Source organism: Acinetobacter sp. UC24323 (genome assembly GCF_024151445.1).
Taxonomy (GTDB): domain Bacteria; phylum Pseudomonadota; class Gammaproteobacteria; order Pseudomonadales; family Moraxellaceae; genus Acinetobacter; species Acinetobacter baumannii.
The window spans coordinates 59470-77348 of sequence record NZ_JAHIBY010000011.1; the positions used below are offsets into that span (position 1 = coordinate 59470).

17 protein-coding genes and 1 pseudogene are annotated in these 17879 nt (G+C 39.6%); 11 read left to right on the top strand and 7 right to left on the bottom strand.

The window, feature by feature from the left end; all coding sequences use genetic code 11:
* Positions 1-35: 35 nt before the first annotated feature.
* The 5 genes from KNQ97_RS14935 to KNQ97_RS14955 all read right to left on the bottom strand — a co-directional run bounded on the left by KNQ97_RS14935 (position 36) and on the right by KNQ97_RS14955 (position 4145).
* Complete coding sequence (locus KNQ97_RS14935) at positions 36-599, bottom strand: hypothetical protein (RefSeq protein ID WP_000020770.1); 564 nt, start codon at positions 597-599, stop codon at positions 36-38.
* Between the two features lie 146 nt (positions 600-745).
* Positions 746-1750 carry an LLM class flavin-dependent oxidoreductase gene (locus KNQ97_RS14940; RefSeq protein ID WP_001257208.1) on the bottom strand — a complete coding sequence of 335 codons (1005 nt, stop codon included), beginning with the start codon at positions 1748-1750 and terminating at the stop codon, positions 746-748.
* 134 nt (positions 1751-1884) lie between these two features.
* A complete protein-coding gene (locus KNQ97_RS14945; protein ID WP_000783724.1) occupies positions 1885-2388 on the bottom strand; it encodes a hypothetical protein in 504 nt (167 codons plus the stop codon).
* A gap of 234 nt (positions 2389-2622) precedes the next feature.
* Entirely contained in the window at positions 2623-3045 is a 423-nt protein-coding gene (locus KNQ97_RS14950) for a glycine zipper domain-containing protein (RefSeq protein WP_000772607.1), read from the bottom strand.
* Positions 3046-3242: 197 nt separating this feature from the next.
* Positions 3243-4145, bottom strand: coding sequence for a LysR family transcriptional regulator (locus tag KNQ97_RS14955; protein ID WP_253612409.1), 903 nt, complete (start codon positions 4143-4145; stop codon positions 3243-3245).
* Between the two features lie 119 nt (positions 4146-4264).
* On the opposite strand from KNQ97_RS14955, the pseudogene KNQ97_RS14960 reads away from it, so the two are divergent.
* The 3 genes and pseudogenes from KNQ97_RS14960 to prmC all read left to right on the top strand — a co-directional run bounded on the left by KNQ97_RS14960 (position 4265) and on the right by prmC (position 7203).
* Positions 4265-5103, top strand: a pseudogene (locus tag KNQ97_RS14960) (type 1 glutamine amidotransferase domain-containing protein).
* A gap of 190 nt (positions 5104-5293) precedes the next feature.
* The gene (gene prfA, locus KNQ97_RS14965; protein WP_000648005.1) at positions 5294-6382 is read left to right on the top strand and encodes a peptide chain release factor 1; all 1089 of its coding nucleotides are present in this window, start codon (positions 5294-5296) and stop codon (positions 6380-6382) included.
* On the top strand, positions 6382-7203 hold the full coding sequence (gene prmC, locus KNQ97_RS14970) for a peptide chain release factor N(5)-glutamine methyltransferase (protein ID WP_125267586.1): 822 nt from the start codon (positions 6382-6384) through the stop codon (positions 7201-7203). The genes prfA and prmC overlap by 1 nt, the downstream gene beginning before the upstream one ends.
* A gap of 7 nt (positions 7204-7210) precedes the next feature.
* Here the strand turns inward: prmC and KNQ97_RS14975 are convergent, their stop codons facing one another.
* Entirely contained in the window at positions 7211-8239 is a 1029-nt protein-coding gene (locus KNQ97_RS14975; RefSeq protein ID WP_253612410.1) for an AraC family transcriptional regulator, read from the bottom strand.
* Between the two features lie 166 nt (positions 8240-8405).
* Between KNQ97_RS14975 and KNQ97_RS14980 the strand changes: the two genes are divergently transcribed.
* From KNQ97_RS14980 to KNQ97_RS14990, 3 genes are all read left to right on the top strand, one after another.
* The gene (locus tag KNQ97_RS14980; protein WP_021510412.1) at positions 8406-9176 is read left to right on the top strand and encodes a 3-hydroxyacyl-CoA dehydrogenase; all 771 of its coding nucleotides are present in this window, start codon (positions 8406-8408) and stop codon (positions 9174-9176) included.
* 18 nt (positions 9177-9194) lie between these two features.
* Positions 9195-10331 carry an acyl-CoA dehydrogenase family protein gene (locus KNQ97_RS14985; RefSeq protein WP_000602467.1) on the top strand — a complete coding sequence of 379 codons (1137 nt, stop codon included), beginning with the start codon at positions 9195-9197 and terminating at the stop codon, positions 10329-10331.
* Positions 10332-10551: 220 nt separating this feature from the next.
* Positions 10552-12195, top strand: a complete 1644-nt coding sequence (locus KNQ97_RS14990) for an AMP-binding protein (protein WP_253612411.1) — start codon at positions 10552-10554, stop codon at positions 12193-12195.
* A gap of 44 nt (positions 12196-12239) precedes the next feature.
* Here the strand turns inward: KNQ97_RS14990 and KNQ97_RS14995 are convergent, their stop codons facing one another.
* Complete coding sequence (locus tag KNQ97_RS14995) at positions 12240-12818, bottom strand: flavin reductase family protein (RefSeq protein WP_253612412.1); 579 nt, start codon at positions 12816-12818, stop codon at positions 12240-12242.
* Positions 12819-12987: 169 nt separating this feature from the next.
* Between KNQ97_RS14995 and KNQ97_RS15000 the strand changes: the two genes are divergently transcribed.
* The 5 genes from KNQ97_RS15000 (at position 12988) to kdpA (ending at position 17879) form a co-directional block, all read left to right on the top strand.
* Positions 12988-13764 (top strand): HesA/MoeB/ThiF family protein, encoded by a 777-nt coding sequence (locus KNQ97_RS15000; RefSeq protein ID WP_000137900.1) that lies wholly within the window; start codon positions 12988-12990, stop codon positions 13762-13764.
* Between the two features lie 58 nt (positions 13765-13822).
* On the top strand, positions 13823-15121 hold the full coding sequence (locus tag KNQ97_RS15005) for an AarF/ABC1/UbiB kinase family protein (RefSeq protein WP_000739367.1): 1299 nt from the start codon (positions 13823-13825) through the stop codon (positions 15119-15121).
* 15 nt (positions 15122-15136) lie between these two features.
* On the top strand, positions 15137-15517 hold the full coding sequence (gene folB / locus KNQ97_RS15010) for a dihydroneopterin aldolase (protein WP_000338780.1): 381 nt from the start codon (positions 15137-15139) through the stop codon (positions 15515-15517).
* A complete protein-coding gene (locus KNQ97_RS15015) occupies positions 15474-15911 on the top strand; it encodes a 2-amino-4-hydroxy-6-hydroxymethyldihydropteridine diphosphokinase (protein WP_000993393.1) in 438 nt (145 codons plus the stop codon). Before folB ends, KNQ97_RS15015 begins: the two co-directional genes overlap by 44 nt.
* A 258-nt stretch (positions 15912-16169) precedes the next feature.
* Positions 16170-17879 carry a potassium-transporting ATPase subunit KdpA gene (gene kdpA / locus KNQ97_RS15020; protein ID WP_130036701.1) on the top strand — a complete coding sequence of 570 codons (1710 nt, stop codon included), beginning with the start codon at positions 16170-16172 and terminating at the stop codon, positions 17877-17879.

Genomic DNA, 17879 nt, shown 5'->3' on the forward strand with positions numbered 1-17879 from the left:
AAAAAGCATGGTCTATCAACCATGCTTTTTTATTTTTAAGGTGTAGTTCTGATAATGATATCAACGGGTCGTTGAGTGCCATCCATACTATAAATGGCTGTATCGGTAACTTTTACAATCGGCCAAGTTTGTAGTTTGCAATTTGCTCTTTGCAATGCAGTATAGTAGCTATCCGATTTAAAAAATGTTTTATTTGCCCGTGCGGTATTGGGCGTCAAAAGTCGTTTAAGCCATGTTTCATTTACTTGGGTTTCAAGAAAACGTAAAGCTAAGATGCTTTTAACACGATTGTTAAATAACCTCCGGTTCTTGGCAATAAGTGGATGGGTAATTAATCGATGTATACCGATTTGACTGTGAGGTAAAATAAAGTGAGGCGTAATTTGAAATACAGTTACAAATTTTGCCTGTTGGCAGATTTTTTCTAAATGCGTTACGGTCTCCTGATCCGTTCCAATAATGGCTACATTTAAATGAGAAAAATCAAATTCTTTAAGTTGATTTGATGACAGAATTTGACCAGTGAAGGCTTCAAAATCCTCAACTGTATTTTGAAAAATAGCTGATTTAGCGACATTATTTTTAAGGTCAATACTCATTTTCCAAAAGTCCTTTTGGTTTTCATTTATGATGATTTTTATCGTTTTAATATAAATAACCAAGCAAGGAGTCTGGGTAAAGTATTTTCAGATAGGTGGTTATCTCATGCTTGATATAGATTCAAACATGAGATGTTGCATATATATTAATTGCCTGATTTTACTTGCATTAATTGGGTAAAACTATCTAAGCGTTTAGCTGTGTCGTATACATCACAAGTAAAAATAAACTCATCGACTTCATAAGTGTCCAGAAGTTTTTGCAGACCTGAACGTACTGTTTCAACTGAACCGATTTGTGCCATCGTATAGAAGTTTTCAACAGACAGTTGTTCTGCCGTGTTCCATAATCCCTGCATAGATGTAACTGGTGGCTTAAGTTTGAGGCTTTCCCCACGAATTAATCCTAATACACGTTGATAAGCACTTGTTGCCAAGAATTGTGCTTCTTCATCTGTGCTTGCAACGACAACTGGAACACCCATTGAAACGTAAGGTTTATCTAGATATTCAGAAGGCTCGAAATTCTCACGATAAAGTTCAATGGCTTGACCAAGCATACGTGGTGCAAAATGTGATGCAAATGAGTAGGGTAAGCCAAGTTTTGCAGCCAACTGAGCACTAAATAAGCTTGAACCTAACAACCAGACAGGTACATGAGTATTTTGTCCAGGTGTCGCAATAATCTTTTGGCCCACTTGAGGTGCTTTGAAATATTGCAAGATTTCTACAACATCTCTCGGGAACTGATCTTCTGTTTCCTGATGTCCGCGGCGTAAGGCACGCATGGTGACCTGATCTGTACCTGGAGCGCGACCTAAACCTAACTCAATACGGTCTGGATATAAAGTAGCTAATGTACCGAATTGTTCTGCAACCACTAAGGGAGCATGGTTTGGCAGCATGATCCCGCCTGAACCTAAACGAATGCGCTGGGTATGAGCCGCGATAAAACCAAGTAAAACAGCTGTTGCCGAACTCGCAATTCCATCCATATTATGATGTTCTGCAAGCCAAAAACGGTCATAACCTAACTTTTCTGCATGTTGGGCAAGCTCAAGTGCATGACGTAATGAAAACTCAATAGTTTTATCATCACGTATAGGGGCAAGCTCCAAAATTGAAAATTTAGTATCTTGAAGTGATCGCATGCGATATTCTCGGAAAACGTTATATCGAAATAATACGATATAAAGAAGCCAATGTATATCGTTTTTTTTCGATATGGCTTTCTTCCTAAAATAAAAAAGCACCACTAGGGTGCTTTTTTAGATTGATATATAAATTAACGATGTTTGTACCAACCACGGTGTAAACCGTTGTCATGACGGTAGTTACCACCTCTGTAATAACGGCGATCACCATCATAATATCTACGGTCATCACGATCATAACGACGGTCATAACGGTCATCATAGTTACGATCTTGGGCAACTTTACGACCTAGAGCAGAACCACCAGCGGCACCAACTGCTGCACCGATATATCCGCCATTTGTACCGCCCATGTTTTTACCAACGGTGTAACCTGCGCCACCGCCTAAAGCACCACCAATAGCCGCTTCTGTACGATTACGACGGTCACTTGCTGCTGCTGCACCACCAGCACCACCTAAAGCTGCACCAATTGTTGCACCTGATGTACCACCGATACTTTTACCGATTGCTGTTCCTACTACACTACCTAGAGCAGAAGTTGCCGCTACACGGGTACCATTATCTGCATGAGCAACTGTAACCATAGATGTTGTTGCGATTAATGCACTTGCTAACCAAACATTCATTTTCATTGTGGAACTCCATGCTCTTTTCAATAACGAGCAATCTTTATGTCTTGAGCTAAATGTAATTAAAAATTTCGAGAAAATTATGAAGAAGGCACATGCTGATACGATAGTTTTGTGTCTGCTTTGTATTGTTTCTATTAATATATGGATAAACTATGAGCAACTATCTTAGAAACCAAAATTTTTAGTTATAAAAAAACACCCGAAGGTGTTTTTAAGCCGATTTCATCACAGTAATTAGTGACGATGATGACGGTGTTTTTTCTTCCAATACTTAGAAGAACGATCTGCATCACGGTCTTTAGAAATTTTATTACCTAAAGCAGAACCACCTGCTGCACCTAAAGCAGCACCGATGTAACCACCGTTTGTACCACCCATGCTTTTACCAACAGTATAACCTGCACCGCCACCTAAACCACCGCCAATTGCAGATTCTGTACGGTGACGACGGTCACTTGCAACTGCTGCACCACCAGCACCGCCTAAAGCAGCACCAATTGTTGCGCCAGATGTACCACCCATGCTTTTACCAATTGCAGTACCAGCAACACTACCTAAAGCAGAAGCTGCTGCTACATGAGTTGTGTTGTCAGCATGTGCTACAGTTACCATAGAAGTAGCTAAAACAGCACTACATAATAAAGCATTTAATTTCATCATTTACTCCGTGTCCCAAGTTACAGGACCTTAATATCTTTCGTTACGGCAAATGTAACAAAACACTTCTCTTTAAATGTGGAGAACCTTCACTCGATTATTGGAGTTTAGTGTCTTCTTTGTATGCTTTCTATTAAAATAGAATATTTACTATTCACCTAGAAAAATTAAATACCATTTACATATATTCAGTTTAGCTAGTCATCATTTGAACATAAGAAATCAATTAAAGCTCGGGTAGCAGAGGACATGTGTTTATGCTGCGCATATAACAAAGAAAAAAGACGTGTATGGCCTGCATATGTAGTAAGTATAGGTTGTAGTTTTCCTTGTTGAATTTTTTCATTAACAATAAAGTCGTAACTTTGACATATACCTAGCCCGCTTTCAGCAAGAGTTACCACACCCACAATATCTTCTTTTACTAAAATTCGATTTGTTGGTATCCATTGAATTTCCTCATTATCATTTTTTAAAAACCATGGGGTTATTTTGCCGTTACTGGGCAATTCAAAGGCAATACATTGATGATGTTTTAATTCTTCCAAATTTTTTGGAATACCCATGCGTTTCAAATAAGCAGGTGAGGCAACAAGTTTTAAAGGTGCTTGCTCTAAAGGTCTAGCAATAAGGGTGCTGTTAGGAAGTTGTCCTTGACGGATGGCTAAATCAAAACCCTCAGCAATTAAGTCAACGTTTCGATTAGAAATACTAATTTCAATTTGAATGTCCGGATATTTCAAAAGAAATTTTTCTAATAAGGGGGGGAGACGATAGTGCCCATAAGTCGTAGGTACACTTAATTTAATTTTTCCAGAAATTTGTAGTTGTTCACCTTGAACCACGCGTTCAGCATGGTCAATTAACTGAAAAGCATGTTGCATTTTTTCATAGTAAAGCTGGCCTGCTTCGGTCAGACTTAAATGGCGAGTAGTTCTTCTAAAAAACTGGATACCTAATTTTTTCTCGAGTCTTGTAATTGTTCTACTAATGACCGAAGGCGTTGTAGATAAATCAATAGCAGCTGCACTAATAGAAAGCTTTTCGGCCACAATTAAAAACACTTCAACATCGGCAAGATGATCAAATTGGCGAGACATTTTGTCCTCAAACGCAAAAAAGATTTGTGAAATGAGTTGTTTTTCTACCTCTGGCGTAAAAATAGAATATATCCATCCCAGTTATAAATCCAGCAAATGCTTGGAATGAAGGTCGAATAATGAAGAAGTTAAATCAAATAATGTTTGCAATGATTGCAGCTTCGGCAGCATTAAGTGCAAATGCCGCTCATGTATTGGTTGTATTGTCTGATGAAGGACAGTTAGAGCTAAAGAATAAGCAGGTTTTTAAAACGGGTTTTTATCTTAATGAGTTGATGCAGCCTACAAAGATGCTTTTAGATGCAGGGCATACCGTAACGTTTGCCACTCCAAAGGGGAAAGCTCAACGTTAGATGAGTCATCAAATAATGCAATGTATTTTAATCAAGATGAAAAAGCATTAAAGCAGTATGCTGGTTTATTACATGATCTAAAGTTAACTTCTGCTCAAGATTCTCCTGTTGTAAGTCTGGCGCGTATTGAGCAAATTGGTATAGATCAATTTGATGCTATTTATATTCCGGGCGGACATGCGCCTATGCAAGACCTATTAAAAGATAAACAGCTTGGAAAAGTACTTACAGCTTTCCATAAAGCTGGAAAACCTATTGCATTGGTTTGTCATGGTCCTATAGCCCTGATGTCAACTTTACCTCATGCTGCGGAAGCCGTTAAGCAACTTGAACAAGGTAAAAAAGTTAAAACTGGAGAATGGATTTATAAAAATTATCAGATGACAGTAATTAGCAATCAAGAAGAAGAGCAAGCGAAGAGCTTGTTAAAAGGCGGTGAGATGAAGTTCTATCCACAAACTGCATTAGAGTCACTTGGAGCAAAATATCAAAGTAATACGAAAGCTTGGTCGCCAAATGTAGTGGTGGATCGTGAACTTATTACTGGACAAAATCCAGCTTCGGCTGTTCTTGTCGGTAAATCTTTATTAGAAAAATTAAAATAACTATAGCGGTTAAAGAGGCTTTATAAATAAAGTCTCTTTTATTATATGGATTTGGAAAGTTAACGTTTTAAAGGATTACATATGTTATTTAATCGGCATAAACTGTAAACTATGCGCTATTTTTATGATTTGGCTTATCTTCTTATATTTATCTAGATAAGTTTTTTGGACTTTTGAGATATTTCCTCTTATGAAAGCGTCACTCCGTTTACGTCTTGATCAACTCTGTGATCGTCATGAAGAACTTACTGCATTGCTTGCAGATGCAGAAGTGATTTCCGATAACAAACGTTTCCGTAAACTGTCTCGTGAACATAGTGATTTAACTGAAATTACCGAAGTTTGGGGCAAATACCGTCAAGCAGAAGAAGATATTGAAACTGCTGAAATGATGAAGTCGGACCCTGACTTTAAAGATATGGCAGAAGAAGAAATTCAAGCAAATAAAGCATTGCTTGAAGAATTAGAAAGCCAGCTTAATATTTTGATGATTCCAAAAGATCCAAATGACTCTAATGCTGCATATTTAGAAATTCGTGCCGGGACGGGCGGTGATGAAGCTGCAATTTTCTCAGGCGATTTATTCCGTATGTATAGCAAATATGCCGAATCGCAAGGTTGGCGTATTGAAGTCCTTTCTGAAAATGAAGGCGAGCATGGTGGTTTTAAAGAAGTCATTTGCCGTGTAGATGGTGATGGTGTGTATGGCCGCTTAAAGTTCGAAAGTGGCGCGCATCGTGTACAACGTGTTCCAGCAACTGAATCACAAGGTCGTGTGCATACGTCAGCTTGTACAGTAGCAATCTTGCCTGAAATTGACGTTGATACTAACGTTGAAATTAACCCGGCAGATTTGCGTATTGATACTTACCGTGCGTCAGGTGCGGGTGGTCAGCACATTAACAAAACCGATTCGGCAGTACGTATTACTCACATTCCAACGGGTACAGTGGTTGAGTGCCAAGAAGAACGTTCACAGCATAAAAACAAAGCTAAGGCGATGGCATTGTTAGTATCACGTCTAGAAAATGCTAAACGTGCAGCAGCCGATGCAGCAACTTCTGAAATGCGCCGTGATTTGGTCGGTTCTGGTGACCGTTCTGAACGTATCCGTACTTATAACTACCCGCAAGGACGTATGACGGATCACCGTATTAACCTAACTTTATATAAGTTAGATGCCATTATGGAAGGTGATCTAACGGAATTGCTCGATAGTTTACATCGTGAATATCAGGCAGATCAGCTTGCGATGCTTGCACAGGAAAATGGCGGCTAATGAATATTGCTCAAGCGCTTGCAATTCGTGGTGAGCCTGACAGTTATGAACGACAGGAAAATGCTTGGTTACTTGAGCATTTTCTAAAAATCAATTCACTCGAATTAAAGTTCAGACTTGAGCAAGAGTTAACAGCCCAACAAGAGCAAGATTACTTGGCTAGTCTTGAACGTATCCAAAATGGTGAACCTTTAGCTTACGTGACAGGTTCACAACCATTTTGGACGCTCGATTTAAAAGTAACGTCGGATACTTTAGTGCCACGACCAGATACTGAAGTTTTGGTCGAAACTGTTTTAAATCTAAATTTGCCAAAGAATGCAAATATCGTGGATTTGGGAACGGGAACAGGTGCAATTGCGCTTGCATTGGCAAGTGAACGTCCAGATTGGTTCGTCACAGCAACTGATATTTACGCACCTACTTTAGATGTTGCAAAAGAAAATGCACAAACACACGGCTTGCATCATGTGAAATTTGCTTGTGGCGCTTGGTTTGAAGCACTGGAACCCCAACAATTTGATTTAATTGTTTCTAATCCGCCGTACATTGACCCTGAAGATGAACACATGCAAGCTTTGGCAACAGAGCCGCGCCGTGCATTGGTTGCAGACTATCATGGGTTAGCCGATATTGAAATTATTATTGCCCAAGGCAAAAACTGGTTAAAACCACAAGGCTGGATTGCACTGGAACATGGTTACGATCAGGGGCAAGCTGTTCGAGGCATTTTCGCAGAGCATGGTTTTAGTGAGATTAGAACTATACAAGACTATGGCCGAAATGATCGAGTCACTTTGGCATCATTATTAATAAAATAAGCATAACTTAAGCTGTAGAGTTAAGGGTTGCTTCCCGATAAGCGCCGGGGCTGACACCCGTCCATTTTTTAAAAGCACGGTGAAATGCGCTCGGGTCATGGAAATTTAAGTCTTCACTAATGTCTTGTATTGAATCATTGCTTTTGCTTAAACGTTCAATTGCAATATCACAGCGAATTTCATTTTTGATTTGCTGATAACTCACTCCTTCATGTTTAAGTCGGCGTTGAACGGTAGCTTCTGAAATATTGAGCTGCTGTGCGACATCTTTGAGTTCAGGCCATTCGGCTGGGTGAAGTTTTAATAAATGACGCCGAATAACAACACTCAATGCATTTTCATTTTTAAAACGAACTAAAAGATTTTGTGGAGTTTGCTCTAAAAAATCATAAAGCGCTTTTTTATCTTTTTTAATTTTAATATCTAAATAGTGGGCATCAAATTCAATCTGATTTGTCTCGGCATTAAATTGTATATCTTCACAAAAGCGTACCAAATAATCTTGAATATCGTTCGGTTTTGGACAACGTACAGCAATACGGTTTAAGCCAATTCTTTGATCGACTAACCAACACATAAGCCCATGTACCAACATTAAAAAGGTTGCGTAGGTAAACATACGTTTGGGTTGTTCTTGATCATGAATCACCAAATAAGCTTTTTTTTGTTCTCGAATGAGTTCTCCTCGTATATCGTCAAGCACAAAATTAAAAAACTTCAAAATATCGTAGAGCGCTTTTTCTAAAGTTTCAGCCGTACTGACGAGTTTTGTAAGTAATTTATAACTACCACGGCGCATAGGGTGACTATCCATGCCAAAAAACTCGTCATCCATGGCATTGGCAAGTTCTATCCATAATTGTGCATACGTTGCTACCGGAACACGTGCTTTAGGTGTCATAAGTAATTCAGCAGGAATGCCAGCTTTATTCAAAATAATTTGAGTATTGAGCCCTTTGGCATAAGCCGCACTTAATGCTTCATGTACCAGTGCAATCGAAATTGTTCCTTTACTTAAAGAAGATTGGACAACCATGTCAAAGACTCATTTTTTTACGTATTTCAAGTGAGATATTTCATATTCAAAATTTGGATTGATCAAAAGCTGCAAGCATTTTGAGGTTTTTTGAAATTGTATCGGAAAAAAACAACTTTTACTCTCACTACTAAGCGTAAAGAACATTTCTATAGGACATTACATAATGAAAATTCAAGGAAAACATTTTGTGATTACAGGTGGTGGCTCTGGTTTAGGGGCTGCAACTGCTGAGTATTTGGTAAAGCAGGGTGCCTCAGTCACATTAGTAGACATGAATATAGAAGCAGGTGAGCAGCAGGCGAAACAGTTAGGGCCAAAAGCTGACTTTGTAAAACTTGATGTAACCGATGAAGCAGCTGCTGAGCAGTTCTTTAAAGATGTGTTGGTTAAACATGGTCATTTGCATGGTTTGGTGAACTGTGCCGGTATTGGCCCTTCTGCAAAAGTAGTTGGTCGTGAGGGCGTTCATGACTTGGGATTATTTGCAAAGACTTTAAATATTAATGTCACAGGTACATTTAACATGTTGCGTTTTGCAGCAGATGCAATGAGCAAAAACACGGTTGAAGAAGGTGAAGAGGACCGTGGCGTCATTGTTAACACTGCTTCTGTTGCAGCATTTGACGGTCAAATTGGACAGGCAGCTTATTCTGCATCAAAAGGCGCTATTGTTGCGATGACTTTACCGATCGCTCGTGAGTTAGCACGACATGCCATTCGTATTATGACCATTGCACCGGGAATTATGGAAACTCCAATGCTTAAGGGTATGCCACAAAATGTACAAGATGCTTTGGGGCAAATGGTGCCGTACCCATCTCGTTTAGGAAAACCAGAAGAGTTTGCTCGTTTGGTTGCCCATATTGCTGAAAACTCTTACTTAAATGGTGAAGTCATCCGTTTAGATGGTGCAATTCGCATGGCAGCAAAATAATAAAATAAGGATGTTGAAATGATTCTAAATGCTGAACAAAGTATGGTTCAGGAGATGATGCGTAACTATGCGCAAAATCAGTTAAAACCAACTGCTGCACATCGCGATAAGACCCATGAATTTCCGGCTCAGGAATTAAAAGACTTAGGCGCCCTAGGCGCTATGGGGATGACTGTGCCCGATGAATGGGGCGGTGCCGGAATGGATTATGTATCTTTGGTACTCGCAATTGAGGAAATTGCCGCAGGCGATGGTGCTATTTCGACAATCGTAAGCGTACAAAACTCTTTGATTTGCGGTATTACACTGGCATACGGTTCAGAGCAGCAAAAACAAACCTATTTGCCAAAATTTGCTTCTGGTGAATGGCTAGGATGCTTTTGTTTAACTGAGCCACATGTCGGTTCCGATGCGAGCGCGATTTTATGCAAAGCTGAGCGAGATGGCGACCATTGGGTACTCAATGGCGTAAAGCAATTTATTACCAGTGGTAAAAATGCTCAAGTGGCTTTGGTATTTGCGGTTACAGATAAACAGGCTGGCAAAAAAGGAATTTCGTGTTTTCTTGTACCCACGAATACACAAGGCTATTTGGTGACTCGTATTGAAGACAAAATGGGTCAACATGCTTCGGACACCGCAACCATTACGTTAGAGGACTGCCGGATTCCTTTAGAAAATTTGGTGGGACAAGAAGGTGAAGGTTATAAAATTGCGTTATCTAATTTAGCGGCTGGACGTATTGGTATTGCGGCTCAATCTGTCGGTATGGCAAGAGCGGCTTTTGATGCAGCCGTGCAATACGCAAATGAACGTAAGGCCTTTGGTGTAGAGCTGGTTCAGCATCAGGCGGTTGGTTTTCGCTTAGCCGATATGGCAACTCAGATTGAAGCGGCGCATCAGCTAGTTTTGCATGCTGCAACTTTAAAAGATGCGGGACTACCTTGTTTAAAAGAGGCCTCAATGGCGAAACTCTTTGCATCAACTATGGCTGAGCGAGTATGTTCGGATGCAATCCAGATTCATGGCGGTTATGGATACGTCAGTGATTTCCCTGTTGAGAGAATTTATCGGGATGTTCGTGTAAGCCAGATTTATGAAGGTGCTTCTGATATTCAGCGCTTGGTGATTGCTCGTGAAGTGGCTCAAGTTTAGATCATAAGGTATTGAGTTTTTAAACTTAAAACTGCAAGAAGCCGCACACTATGTGCGGTTTCTTGCAATTGAAATGATGCATTTTTGCTATTAGTTTTGTTTGAAATAGATGGAAAAGTTGAAGAAATATTCTTCAAGCTTTAGCTAAAACAATAACAGTCAGGACAGATTTTGTGGCCTTACACAAAATCAATCATCAAACGGAATGAAGGTGAGCATCATGAAAACTTTGGCAGAAGCTTATCAGCAATTTGATCTTACAAGGCTCATCGAAGAGCAACTTGTTGGGCATCCCCAAGCAATAAATGCTTATGTTGAGTGCTGTGAGCGTTATGTAGGAAAAAATAAAACAGCGCTTATCTGGGAAGGAAAAAACGGGCAGGCAGAGCACTATACGTTCGAACAACTTGCTGAACTTTCTGGAAAACTTGCTAACTTCTTTAAAGCACAAGGAATTCAAGCTGGAGATTGTATTGCAGGACTTCTACCAAGAACGCCTGAGTTATTAATTACAATTTTGGCAGCATGGCGTATAGGCGCTATTTATCAGCCTTTATTTACTGCCTTTGAAGCAAAATCGATTGATCACCGAATTACGACCGTTCAAACTAAATTGATTGTGACCAATGATGAACAGCGCCCTAAACTGAATACCTTGAATGTTCCGGTTATTGTCACTGTTCATCAAACAGGTCTTTTATCTGAGCATGACTTCGATTTTTGGCAATCTTTACAACGCTATTCTGAGCAATGTGAGCCAGTAAATCGTAGCTTTGATGATGACTTTTTAATGATGTTTACCTCTGGCACAACTGGACTTGCGAAGTCTGTACCTGTTCCACTAAAAGCAATTTTGGCATTTAAAGGTTATATGACCCATGCCGTCGATTTGCGTGAAGAGGATATGTTCTGGAATCTGGCAGATCCGGGCTGGGCATATGGTTTGTATTATGGCATTACCGGGCCTTTAAGCTTGGGGCATAGCATTATTATGGATGAGCGTTCATTTAATGTAGATCAGGCAATAGAATTAATTAAAAAATATAAAGTAAGTAATTTAACAGGATCGCCTACAGCATTTCGCATGTTGTTTGGTTTTAAGGAAAAATTTGACCCTTCAATTAAACAACATTTACGCGTAGTGAGTAGTGCAGGTGAGCCATTAACTCCTGAGGTTGTGAACTGGTTTAAGCAGGATTTAGAGGTCAATATTTTTGATCAATATGGCCAAACTGAACTAGGGATGGTGATTGCAAATCATCATGCTCTTGAGCATCCATTAAAAGTAGGTTCAGCTGGTTTCGCAATTCCTGGACATCGTTTTGCGGTGTTAGACCAAAATTATCAAGAATTGCCAACTGGTGGTGTTGGTATTTTGGCAATGGACTCGGAGCAATCTCCATTGATGTGGTTTAAAGGTTATGGTGGCAATAATCGCAAAGCCTTTGTTGGCAAATACTATTTAACTGGTGACACGGTCACTTTAAACGAACATGGGGGCATTGATTTTGTGGGTCGTGCTGACGATGTCATTACAACTTCGGGCTATAGAGTTGGACCATTTGATGTTGAAAGTACTTTATTAGAGTGTGAGGCCGTATTAGAGTCAGCAGTAATTGGTAAGCCAGATCCGGAACGAACCGAAATAGTCAAAGCTTTTGTGGTACTTAAGCCTGCTTATCAAGCGTGTGAAACATTAAAAGATAAGTTACAGCAATATGTTCGTAACCGTTTATCTCGTCATGCTTATCCAAAAGAAATTGAGTTTGTGGACAGTCTACCGAAAACCACGAGCGGAAAAATTCAAAGAGGACTGTTGAAGCAGCAAGAAATTGCAAAAATGCAGCAAGCCTACGCAAGCTAATTTGAACAAAGGGAAATATTTAGAATTTCCCTTTATTCTTTATATTAAAGATCGGCTTTCACTTCCTCACCAATTAAATAAAATGTTCCACCAGCAATATAGTGCAGGCTACGAAGTTCTTTTGGTGCATCTTGAAAATGCCAGTGCCCATCTCTAAAAACGCGGCTATCTGCCCATGCACCTACAACAGAACCAATAAATAGGTCATGAGCTGACTGATTATGTGGTTCAGGAATAAGTTTACATACCAGCCATGCGATACAACCTGATACAAGCGGACTGGTCAGATCTTTTTGATAAAACAGCTCAACCCCGCAGTGTTCAAGTTTTTGTGGGTCATCTAATTTGCTAATGGTACCAAGTTGCTTGGTCATATTGAGCTGTGCATAGCAAGGAACTTGTAGTGTGAAATAACCACTTTGCTCAACCAGATGTCGGGTTTTAGTACTTTTATCTAAAACGACAGTCACTTTAGCAGGCTTAAACTCTAAGGCACATGCCCATGCGGCAGCCATCACGTTACGGTCATCACCATGCTGAGCAGAGACTAGTACAGTTGGACCATGATTTAACAAACGATAAGCTTTTTCTAACTCTACTGGTGCAATATATGATTGGGACATATTTAGCCTAAGTAATACAGAAAAGGGATAGCTCTATTGTTGCAGAAAGCATGTGAGAAGTAATGTAATAGGGGATTAACTGAATAAAAAAGTTGTTTGCATTTTATAGCTTTCCTAATGACGAACTTAGTCATAAAATCACTTGGCTTCTAAGTGAAAGGATTAACGTGTGACCGAGCTTCAAGATATCGATTTTGTAGAGTTAAGTGATGAAGAAATGCATCTCTATAGCCGTCAGATTTTACTTGATGGATGGGATATTGAAGCTCAGGAAAAACTCAAACTTGCTAATGTGCTAATTGTCGGTGCTGGCGGAATAGGCTGTAGTAGCGCGGAACTACTTGCACGAGCAGGGGTTGGGAAAATTACCCTCATTGATGCAGATACCATTGAGATAAGTAATTTACAACGACAAATCGCATTTGGTCATGAAGATATTGGACGTTATAAAGCTGAAGTTTTAGCTAAACGGTTACAGAAAATTAACCCTTATATCTGTGTTGAATACTTTAATGAACGTTTAGACGAACATAACATTGATAAACTAGTTGAACATCAAGACGTCGTTTTAGATGGCTGTGATAACTTTACAACGCGTTATTTAGTGAATGCAGCTTGTAAAAAGCATCAAGTCGCATTAATTAGCGCTTCTGCAATTGGTTTTCAGGCGCAAATGTTTATGGTTGAAGGTGATTCAGCTTGTTATGAATGTTTGTTCCCAAAAGAACAACATGCCAATGAAGGGCTGCGATGTGCGGAATCTGGTGTGCTTGCGACCACACCTGTAATGATCGCGTCATTACAAGCACATCACACTTTATTGTATTTAGGACTAAACAGAACGCCGCTAAAACAAAAACTGTTACTTTGGGATGGGTTAAATATGACGCAACGCATTGTTAGTTTTGATAAAGACATAAATTGTCCACTTTGTCAGGCAAGCTAATCAGCAAATAAACCAAAATTTGCTACACTTGATTTGAATATTCTGGTTTTAAAGAAATATGAAAAAAAATATTTTATTTGATGGATTGCGCTCCGTTGCCCGCATCGGTGAAACCGCAGTAGTTGCGGCTAAAGCCGGTATTAAGTATGCAACTGATAAGCCAAGTAATGCCAAACTCATGCGTGAGACTTTTGAGTCGCTTGGTTCAACATATATTAAACTTGGTCAGTTTATCGCGAGTACCCCATCGCTATTCCCACGTGAGTATGTAGAAGAATTCCAAGGCTGTTTAGACCAGACCCCAACTTTACCTTTTAGCTATATTCAAGGTGTACTTGCGTCTGAGTTTGAAGGGCGTGATTTAAGCCAGATTTTTAGTTATATCGATGAAACACCACTAGCTTCTGCCTCAATTGCTCAGGTTCATGCGGCTAAACTAACTACTGGTGAAGATGTCGTTATTAAAGTACAAAAACCGGGCGTTGAAACCATTTTGTACACTGACCTAAATGTGGTGCATTGGGCTGCTAAATTGCTTGAACGTGCGGTACCTAAAATTAAATTTGCCGCTCTTTCTGACATTGTTGATGAAATTAAAACCCGTATGGTGCGTGAAGTCGATTTCATTGAAGAAGCACAAAATTTAGATGACTTTGTGGAATATCTAAATATTTCCCAAAACCAAGCTGCTACTGCACCTAAAGTTTATCATCAGTTTTCTACGCGCCGTGTTTTGACCATGCAGCGTTTATATGGGGTACCTTTGACAGACTTTAGCGTGGTTAAACAATATGCTAAAGATCCATCGCAAGTACTCATTACTGCCATGAACACATGGTTTGGTAGCTTAATGCTATGCAAGAGCTTCCATGCGGACTTACATGCTGGAAATCTAATGCTGCTTGAAGATGGCCGTGTTGGTTTTATTGATTTCGGTATTGTAGGGCAGTTAAAGCCGGAAGTTTGGACAGCATGTATTGCATTTATGGATGCCTTACAAAAGACCGATTATCAGGCAATGGCTGAAAATATGCTCAAAATGGGTATGACCCATAATAAAATTGACGTTCAGGTTTTAGCACAAGATCTAGAGCGTTTATTTAATGGTGTGTTAATGGCTGATCCACAGCAGATTTTGGCTTCTAATCCAGCCGATTTAAATGACATCATGATGGATATGGTAGCTGTTGGTGAGCGTCATGGTATTAAATTCCCTCGAGATTTTGCCTTATTATTTAAGCAAATGCTTTATTTCGATCGTTTTATGCGCGTACTCGCACCTTATACTGATATTTATGCAGACCAACGTTTGAAAATGGTTCAAAATATGGAACCTGCTTCGTTGTTAAAGCACTAAGGTCAGTTTAAATTTATGGATGCCATTATTATTGAAGGCTTGAAGGTTGAGACAGTGATTGGCTGTTTCAACTGGGAAAGACAAATCATTCAACCTTTAATGTTGGATTTAACCATCCATAATGATTTGAGCCGAGCTGCAGCGTCTGACAAGCTTGAGGACACACTCAACTATGCCCAGATTTGTGAGTTATCGGCTCAAACCATTCAGAAAGCCAAGCCTGAATTAATTGAGCATGCAGCACATCTCGTTCTGCAATGTCTGTTTGAAACCTTTCCAACAATTGAAAAAATTACCATAACCATCCGTAAGCCAGCCATCATTGCAGAAGCAAATGCTGTAGGAATTCGTCTTGAACGCACCAGAAACAATTTTTGCGCTCGCTCTAGCGAGTAATTTAGACGCAGCACAACACTTTACTTTTGCTTATACGCAATTAGCAACTTTGGGGAAAGTGCAGTTTTCATCTGTTTATCAAATTCCATGCCGAGATGGTATTGGAGATGATTACTGGAACTCAGCGTGTCTATTAAAAAGCACCTTATCATCTGAACAAATTGAATCTTTTTTAAAGAAACTTGAGTCAGATTCTGGGCGTGTTCGACCATCACATCATATTTCTTTAGATGTAGATTTGATTGCATGGGGAAGTGATCTGGACCATATGCAATTTAATTCTAAAAAATTGCCGTTAGCACTCGATGTAAAAATTCCTTTATATGAACTTTGGGATTGTGAAACCTTAAAGGCTGATAGCACACTTTATCCAGTCGTTAATTTTAAAGTTTAATGCCTTTCAAACTAAATTTTACGCAAACTTTACGCGGGTTTTGACTTCTTCAATAGAGAATTTACGGGCATTTTATCGATACTGAAATTCACTAAATTAGTGTTATTTCAGGACAATAAAGATGCTTATAAATTCTCAAATGCGCATCTTGCATCAGTCTGGCATTGTCTTATGCGGACTTAAAACAAATGATATTTCTTCATCTCTCCTTATTTCCAGCTTGGCAAATCAAGCCAAGGGGTATAGAGGAGAATAGCCATGTTAGAACTTATACTTGTTTTATTTATTGCTATTTTTCTAGCATGGTGCCTCGGTAAATATCTATCCAAAGTGATGAAAAATCAGCCGAAGTGGGGTGATGGATTATTTCGCTGGATTGAAAATCCTGTATACCGCTTATTAGGTGTATCTCCCCAACAACAAATGAACTGGAAACAATATTCTTTAGCATTTGTTGTTAGCTGTATTTTTTTAGCTGTAGCCGTTTTTGCTATTTTTATGACGCAAGCATGGCTACCATTAAACCCTAACCATGCACCAAATATGAGTTGGGATTTAGCGTTACACACGGTTATTTCATTTTTAACTAATACCAATCAACAGCATTATTCTGGGCAAGCTCAATTGTCTTATTTGTCTCAAATGACAGGTGTTGTGGGTTTACAAGTCATTACGCCCATGATGGGGCTGGCTTTGGTTGTTGCAACATTAAGAGCTTTCTTTTATCAGCGTCCAAGTCATATTGCGGCCGATGTTGCCGAGCAGCCAGATCAAATTTTAATTGGTAATTATTGGGCAGATGTAATTCGTCCTACAGTTCGCTTTTTGCTTCCACTCTGTTTTGTCTGGTCATTATTGCTTAACAGCCAAGGCGTGCCAGCAACTTTCCAAGGCGGGCCAGAAGTACAGCTTATTGATAAAGCCAATAGCGTTGAAACTCAAAAAATTCCTTTAGGGCCAGTTGCGCCAATGGTGGCGATTAAGCAATTAGGTAGTAACGGTGGTGGTTGGTACGGTCCAAATAGTTCTGTGCCTTTAGAAAATCCAACACCACTTTCTAATTTACTAGAAATGATTGCGATCTTACTTATTCCAATCACAGTCATTTTTATGGTAGGGCATTTTACTCAGCGTAAAAAGTTTGCTTACTTTGTGTTTGGTAGCATGCTTTTCATGTCGATTATTTCAGGTGCAGCGGCTGTCTGGTCTGAGAGTATGTCATCGACAGCATCTCAATTTGCCGTAATGGAAGGTAAAGAACAACGATTTGGACCAGTAGCATCAGCAGTTTGGGCAGCGCTTACTACACAGGTAAATAACGGCTCGGTCAATATGATGCATGATTCTTCTGCGCCGCTTACTGGGCTGGTTGAACTCATTAACATGCTGATTAATGCCATTTGGGGTGGTGTGGGCTGTGGCCTGCAACAGTTTATGATTTATCTGTTACTCGCCGTATTTATTGCAGGTTTAATGACAGGTCGTACTCCTGAATTGTTTGGGCGCAAGATTGAAGCGGCAGAAATTAAGTTGCTCGCGATTATTATCTTGATTCAACCTTTAGTCATTCTTGCGTTTACTGCATTAAGCCTCAGCATTCCAAGCATATCTGGAATTAGTAATCCAGGACCACACGGTATTAGCCAAGTGTTCTATGAATATGTTTCTGCGTTTGCTAATAACGGTTCAGGTTTTGAAGGTCTTGGAGACAACACTGTATGGTGGAATGTCACTTGTAGTATCGCTCTACTGTTAGGACGTTTTCCGACCTTAATTTTGCCATTAATGATTGCGACACGTTTAGCAGCAAAAAGAAAAGCACCCGAAACAGCAGGTAGTCTTCAAGTTGAAACGCCAACCTTTGCTTTAATGCTGATTACGATCGTTGTGTTGCTTACCTTATTACAATTTATGCCAGTTCTTGTCCTTGGGCCTATTGCCGATCAACTTTTATTGGTTAAAGGCTAA